Consider the following 6,897-nt stretch of genomic DNA (forward strand, 5'->3'; position numbering starts at 1 on the left):
GGCCGGCCTCCGGGCCGGCCGCCCCACGGGAGAGCCATCATGCATCGCGTCTCGCATCTGCTGTTCGCCGCGCTCGCGGCCGTCACCCTGATGGCGGCGGATGCGCGGGCCGAGCCGGGGGGCTTCGGCCAGCCCGGACATTCGATCGGCGGCTCGGAGTCCCGTCAGGCCCCGCATGGCGGCGCCTATACGTCGCGCCCCGGTGGCGCCTGGAGCACCGAGATCGTCTGCCGTGACGACGGCCGCTCCATCGGCATCGAAGGCTGGAAGGCGCCCGGCCGCGGCCGCCTCATCGAGTGTCTGCCGGACGTCGACGCCGCGCCGCTCTTCGCCCGCTGACCGGCGTCAGCGGCGCTTCATCAGGCCCGCCGCTTCGAGCGCGCGCTTGATCGTGTCCTCGACGAAGCGGGACACGCCCGCCTGCCGCTCCTTCTCTCCGTCGCGGTCCGCGCTCCAGCCGTGGCCGCCTGCACCGTGCTGTTGCTCGGCGCCGCGGCGGCCGGACTTCGGCGGCAGGATGTCGTCCGGGCCGGGCTCGATCACCTCGACGCGCTCGGGCAAGCGCGACGGCCTCGGCGGAGCGTCGTCGGCTTTCGGAGCCGCCTTGGACGCGGTCGTCGAAGCGGCCGACGTGTCCGCCGTCCCGGCGTCGGGCCGCATCGGCCACGGCGTGCGCCGGCTGTCGGTGAGGCCCCAGAACCGCGCGATGTGATACGAGGACGAGATGCCGACCTCGATCAGATACTCGCCCGGCACGCCGTAGCTGGTGTCGCCGTCGCCGCTCGCCACCGGCGCACCGTGCGCCATCAGCGGGATCGTGTAGGACTCGATCACGTCCTCGCCGGCCGCGTTGCTCCACACGTGACGCGGATAGCCGTCGACCGTCTCGGTGCGGTCCGGCTGCGTCGACAGCCCGTGCACGTCGGTCCACTGCTTCAGCAGCTCCTCGGCGTTGCGCGGCTTCACCACCGTGTCGGCGCCGCCGTGCCACACCGAGACGCGCGGCCACGGTCCGCGATGCGGCGATGCGGCGCGGACGAGGTCGCCCCATTCGTGCGGCGTCCGCACCTTCACGCTGAACATGCTCTCCAGCGCCTGCCGCATGCTGGTGGCGCTGCGATAGGGCAGCCCGGCGATGATGGCGCCGCCGGCGAACACCTCCGGATAGGTCGCGAGCATCACGGCCGTCATGGCGCCGCCGGCCGAGAGGCCGGTGATGAACACGCGCCGCGGATCGACGTCGTGGTCGGAGGCCATCCGCGAGATCATCTCGCGGATCGAGGCCGCCTCGCCGCCGCCCCGCACGATGTCGCTCTCGCGGAACCAGTTGAAGCAGGTCTTCGGATTGTTCTCGGCGCGCTGCTCGGGACACAGCAGCATGAAGCCGTAGCGGTCGGCGAGCGTCGACCAGCCGGCGCCGAGATCGTAGCTCGCCGCGGTCTGGGTGCAGCCGTGCAGCACCACCACGAGGCTCTTGCGCGGCTTCTTGGGCACGTACTCGAACATGCGCAGATTGCCGGGATTGCTGCCGAAGCCGGTGACCTCGGTGAGGCGGCTGGGAACCGCGCCGCGCTCCTGCGACTGGCCGGCCCCCGGCATCATGCGCAGGAAACTGTCCCACTGCTTGCGCTGGCGGGCCAGCGCCGCGATCGTCGTCTGAAGTCCGGGCACTCGTCTCTCCTTCACAGCGGGACGCGGGACAACGCGCTCGGTCGCGCTGCGATGCACAATTGGTCTGAACAAATCGTTGCTGCGAGATCACGGCTGTCCTAAGGCGGGCAGAATGACGGGTGATAACGCGAAAGTGACAGCAGGATGGACCTCGGGCTCGCCGGAAAGGTTGCAATCGTGACGGGTGCAAGCCGCGGGATCGGTCGCGCGATCGCGCTCCGGCTGGCGGCCGAAGGCATGGACGTCGCGCTGGTGGCGCGGTCCGGCACGCTTCTGGACGAGGTCCGGCGCGAGATCGACGCGCTCGGCCGCGAGGCCGTCGCCTTTCCGGCGGATCTGCGCGATCCCGAGGCGCCGGCCCGCGTCGTCGCCGCCACCAGCGGGGCGCTCGGCCGGCTCGACCTCGTGGTCAACAATGCGGGGGCGACCAAGCGGGGCGACTTCCTCGCCCTCACCGACGAGGACTGGGCCGACGGCTTCGCGCTGAAGTTCTTCGGCGCCGTGCGGATGACACGCGCGGCCTGGCCGCTGCTGCAGGCGGTGGGCGGCGCGGTCGTCATCATCGCGGGCAATGGCGGGCGCACCGGCGACCGCGAGTTCGCCATCGGCGGTACCGTCAACGCGGCGCTCGGCCTGTTGACCAAGGCGCTCGCCGATCGCGGCATCGCCGACGGCGTGCGGGTCAACACGATCAATCCCGGCATCGTCGAGACCGACCGGTTTCAGGCGCGCCTGAAGCGTCTCGTCGACGAGACCGGCGTCGGCGAGGCGGAGGCCTACGACAGAATGCGCGCGGCGCATCGCGTCGCGCGCTTCGGCCGGCCCGAGGAGGTCGCCGATCTGGTCGCCGTGATGGCGTCCGGCCGCGTCGGCTACCTGCAGGGCGCCGTCGTCGATCTCGACGGCGGCGAGACCCGCACGCTGTGACGGCGGCGAGCCGCGATCAGTCGCGCTGCTGATCGCGGCTGCGCTGGAGGCCGCGCCGCATGGCGCCGCCGACCTGCTGGACCGCGCCTCCCACGATGATCAGGAGGAAGGTCGCGAGATGAGACATCTTCATGGCGGCACTCCGGGGGTCGACGCGCATGCGGAGCATTCGCGTCGGAGCGTCGGCTCGGTGTGGATGGAAACGCGGGCGCGTCAGCGCGCCGCGCCGGTGATCAGCTTGGCGAACTCGAGAATGACCAGCGCCGCGAGGCCGGCGCCGATGACGGCGAGCGGCACCACCGCCATGCGGGTCGGCTCGGTGCCGGCGCCGAAGATGGTCGAGACGACGAGCGTCACGAACACGACGGCGAGCATCGCCCAGATGAGCACGCTCATGCGCTCGCTGTAGCTGCTGTTCTCGCTGCGGCGCAGGGCGACGTCGACGGCGGCAGTCCGGAAACGCATCATTCTCTCGTTCATCGGGCTCTCGTCTGCTCGGGGGACGGCCATGCGGAACGAGCTCTCACGCCGGTGACGGATGCCGTTTGTCTCCGCCACGTGCCGGACGAGAAACGCGTCGTCACGGCCTTCTCGCGCTCCGCATTGTTTGAACCTCGAGTGTACCGATCCGTTCCGCGCGCCGTCACGCAGAATCTCGGTGGGCACGCGTTTCCACCTGAGAAATGTGAGTTTCGCGGCATCTGTCACGACATGCTGACACGATACCGCGTCAACCGATCGATCTCCGGACGCACCGTCACGACGCGCGACACCGCGCGCGAGCCGGCGAGTGTCCGCTCGGCGTGACACGGCCGTGTCCGATCTGATCACGACCGCCGAATCACGTCGACTTTCCCTTGCGCAGAGGAACCGCGATACGGCACACCGCTTGAGGTAAGTACGTCGGCGCGTGACCGGTGGATGCCGATCCGCGCCGTGCTCCATGCCTCGCGAGGAGCCTTGCCGTCGAGATGACGATCGCACGACCATCCGCGCCGCCGCCGGTGCGACCGCCCGCGGATGCGGCGCCGCCCGGCACGGCGGCGCATCGGCTGCTGCGCTGGAGCGTCGCGGCGCTGGTCGTCGTGCTGGCGCTCGACGCCGGGCGCTCGCTGATCGCGCATCTCGGCTGGGCCGAGCCGGCCTCGCTGTGGCAGCCGGACGCGTCGCGATACGCCGACATCGCGTGGCCGCCGTCCGCGCACGTGCCCGCGACGGCGTCGCGCGGCGCGCGCGTCTATCTGGAGAACTGCGCGATCTGTCACGGTCCGGAGGGTCGCGGCAACGGCGCGGCGGCGCCGTCGCTGGCGCCGCGGCCGCGCGATCTCGCCGGCACGGCGTTCAAGTACAAGAGCACGCCGGAGGGCGCGCCGCCGAGCCCCGACGATCTCCGCCGGGTGGTCGAGCACGGCCTCGCGGCGAGCGCCATGCCGGGCTTCGGCTCGGTGCTGGCACCCGGCGATCTCGACGCCGTCGTCGATCACGTCGTCGCGCTCGGCGGGTCGCGCAGCACGAGCCGCGAGGCGGAGCCGATCGTCGTTCCGGAGCGGCCGCCCGTCACGCCGGCCGTGGTGTCGCGGGGCGCGGCGCTCTATGCCGCACAGGGCTGCGGCGGCTGTCACGGCGACGATCTGCGCGGCGGAACCGTGATGCAGGACGCGGCCGGCCACGACGTGACGAGCCGCGACCTCACCGCGCCGTGGACGTTCCGCGGCGGGGCGGCGCCGCACGACGTGTTCCTGCGGCTCGCCACCGGCCTCGCGCCGTCGCCGATGCCGGCCTATGCGCAGCTCTCCGACTCCGACCGCTGGGCGCTGGTCGCCTTCATGGAGTCGAAGGCCCGCATCGCCCCCGGCGAGTCCGGCGCCGTGCTGGCCGGCCCGGGCCAGTCCGCCGACCCGCTGGTGCGTGGCCGCTATCTGGTGCGCGCCGGCATGTGCGGGCTGTGCCACACCGAGGTGAGCGCCAAGGGCATCTATCGCGACGAGCACTATCTGGCCGGCGGCATCCGCATCGGCGCGCATCCGCAAGGCGTGTTCGTCAGCCGCAATCTCACGCCGGACCGCGAGACCGGGCTCGGCGCCTGGAGCGAGGCCGAGATCGCGCGCGCCATCCGCGACGGCCGCACCGAGGCGCGCCTGCTGAACGTGTGGAGCATGCCGTGGATCTTCCTGCACGGCCTCTCCGATCCGGACGCGCTGGCGATCGCCCGCTATCTGAAGACGCTGCCGCCCGTGCACAACGCCGTGCCGGCGCCGCTGCACTACGGCACGCTGGAGACGGCGCTGAGCAAGCTGTTCAGCGGCGACGTCTGGCTCGGCCGCCCGCCCGTCATCACGTATGCGAGCGGGAATTACGCGGGCCGCGGCGGGCCGGATCTGGCCCGCCTGCAGCAGGCCCTGGTGGTGTTGCAGCTCGTCGTCGTCGCCGCCTGGCTGGCCTGGCTGGCGCTGAACATCCCGGCGCCGCTGTGGCTGCCGATGGGACGGCGGAGCTGGCGCGGCGTCGCCGGCTGCACGGCGCTGCTGACCATCTACGCCACGCCGATGCTCGGCATGCTGCCGGCCGACATGGTGTCGCGCGAGGCGCTGCGCGAGGTGCCGCGGCCCGACACCGCGACGCTGACGCCCGAGCGCGCCGCATTGGTCGACCGCGGCCGTTATCTGTTCGTCAACGCCTCCTGCGTGTTCTGCCACGGTCCGGACGGCCGCGGCGGGCTGAAGCTCAGCGGCCTGCCCGGCACGCTCTACACGGCCAACATCTCGTCCGATCGCGACGCCGGCATCGGTGCCTGGTCGGACGCCGAGATCGCGCGGGCGATCCGCACCGGGGTCAGCCGCAGCGGCCGGCCGCTCTACTGGCAGGCGATGCCGTGGGATCACTTCTCCAATCTCGACGAGGAGGACGTGATGGCGCTGACCGCCTATCTGCGCCGCCTCCCGCCGGTGTCGCAGCCGGTTCCCGACTATCGCCCGCCCGGGCCCGACGACTGTCCCGTCTACACGGTGTGGACGGAACCGAACGCCACCCCCGGGTGTCGATGAGACGAGACTTCACCCCCGACCAGGAGCCACCCCCGTGACCCCTTCCACTCTCCGTGCCGAACCGCCGTCGCCGCCCGCCGGCCCGCATCCGAAGCCGTCCTGGGAGCAGGACGGGCACGACTGGCCGAACCGATACGCGAGCCGCTTCGTCGAGGCCGCCGGCATGCGCTGGCACGTGCAGGAGGCGGGGCGGGGGCCCGTGATCCTGCTGCTGCACGGCACCGGCTCGGCGACCCATTCGTGGCGGGACCTGCTGCCGCTGCTGGCGCGCCACTTCACCGTGGTGGCGCCCGACCTGCCGGGTCACGGCTTCACCGACACGCCGCCGTCGCCGCGGCTGTCGCTCGACGGCATGGCCGCCGATCTCGGCGCCCTGTTGCGCGTGCTCGGCCACGAGCCCGCGCTGGTGGCCGGCCACTCGGCCGGCGGCGCCGTGCTGGCCCGCATGTGCCTCGACGGCACCATCGCGCCGCGCGCGCTGGTCGGCCTCAACGCCGCGATGCTGCCGATCGGCGGCATGGCCGGGCGTCTGCTCACGCCGTTCGCCCGCCTGTTGGCGTCGAGCGACACGGTGCCGCGGCTGTTCGCCCGCTTCGCGTCGAGCGACCGCTTCATCGAGAAGATGATCACCGACACCGGCTCGAGCCTGGATCCGGCCGGCGTCACCTATTACGGCCGGCTGACCCGCAACCCGGCTCACGTCGCCTCGGCGCTGCGCATGATGGCGAACTGGCGGCTGCCGCCGCTCGCCGCGGATCTGCCCAGCCTGCGCGCCCGGCTGGTGCTGATCACGGGCGGCAACGACAAGACCATCGCGCCCAACGACGCCGGCCGCGTCAACGCCATGGTGCCGGGCTCCACCGTGATCACGCTGCCGGGCCTCGGCCATCTGGCGCACGAGGAGGACCCCGACGCGGTCGCCGCCATCGTGACGCGCCTCGGCCGCGAGGCCGGCGTGCTGCCGCGCATCCACGCCGTCGAGGAGATCCCGGCGCTGGCGGCGGAGTGAGCGGCGCCGGTTGCGCCCCGCCTCTGCTCGTCGTGGGGTCGACCCGGGAAGCCGGGTCGGGTCCCCGCGTGACGACTGACCCCGCTCACCGCCACGGCGGACGGGGCCGGAAGCCGGCTTCGAGGAACGCGACGAACTGGGTGACGCGGGCCGAGATGCCGCGGCGGGCCGGGACCAGGGCCAGCACGTCGGCGCTGCCGAACTCCCACGCCGGCAGCACCCGCTGCAGGGCGCCGCGCCGCACCA

At 72.5% G+C, this 6,897-nt stretch carries 6 protein-coding genes and 1 pseudogene; 4 read left to right on the plus strand and 3 right to left on the minus strand.

Translation table 11 applies throughout. From position 1 onward, the window contains the following. Positions 1 to 39: 39 nt before the first annotated feature. Positions 40 to 339: a hypothetical protein gene (locus tag CH341_RS24760; RefSeq protein WP_111421650.1), complete on the plus strand. Its 300-nt coding sequence runs from the start codon at positions 40 to 42 to the stop codon at positions 337 to 339. 6 nt (positions 340 to 345) lie between these two features. Here the strand turns inward: CH341_RS24760 and CH341_RS24765 are convergent, their stop codons facing one another. Continuing rightward, positions 346 to 1,602, minus strand: coding sequence for an extracellular catalytic domain type 1 short-chain-length polyhydroxyalkanoate depolymerase (locus CH341_RS24765; protein ID WP_111421655.1), 1,257 nt, complete (start codon positions 1,600 to 1,602; stop codon positions 346 to 348). 246 nt (positions 1,603 to 1,848) lie between these two features. Here CH341_RS24765 and CH341_RS24770 point away from each other — a divergent pair, with 246 nt between their 5' ends. Further along, entirely contained in the window at positions 1,849 to 2,598 is a 750-nt protein-coding gene (locus tag CH341_RS24770) for an SDR family oxidoreductase (RefSeq protein ID WP_210208601.1), read from the plus strand. Positions 2,599 to 2,811: 213 nt separating this feature from the next. On the opposite strand, the gene CH341_RS24775 is transcribed toward CH341_RS24770, so the two are convergent. Continuing rightward, a complete protein-coding gene (locus tag CH341_RS24775) occupies positions 2,812 to 3,078 on the minus strand; it encodes a hypothetical protein (protein ID WP_111421652.1) in 267 nt (88 codons plus the stop codon). A gap of 491 nt (positions 3,079 to 3,569) precedes the next feature. Here CH341_RS24775 and CH341_RS24780 point away from each other — a divergent pair, with 491 nt between their 5' ends. Continuing rightward, positions 3,570 to 5,642, plus strand: a complete 2,073-nt coding sequence (locus CH341_RS24780) for a c-type cytochrome (protein ID WP_111421653.1) — start codon at positions 3,570 to 3,572, stop codon at positions 5,640 to 5,642. Between the two features lie 34 nt (positions 5,643 to 5,676). After that, positions 5,677 to 6,651, plus strand: a complete 975-nt coding sequence (bchO, locus tag CH341_RS24785; RefSeq protein WP_111421654.1) for an alpha/beta fold hydrolase BchO — start codon at positions 5,677 to 5,679, stop codon at positions 6,649 to 6,651. A gap of 85 nt (positions 6,652 to 6,736) precedes the next feature. Here bchO and CH341_RS36510 read toward each other — a convergent pair. Continuing rightward, a pseudogene (locus tag CH341_RS36510) lies at positions 6,737 to 6,897 on the minus strand (LysR family transcriptional regulator); the annotation flags it as partial.

Source organism: Rhodoplanes roseus (genome assembly GCF_003258865.1).
GTDB classification, from domain to species: Bacteria; Pseudomonadota; Alphaproteobacteria; order Rhizobiales; family Xanthobacteraceae; genus Rhodoplanes; species Rhodoplanes roseus.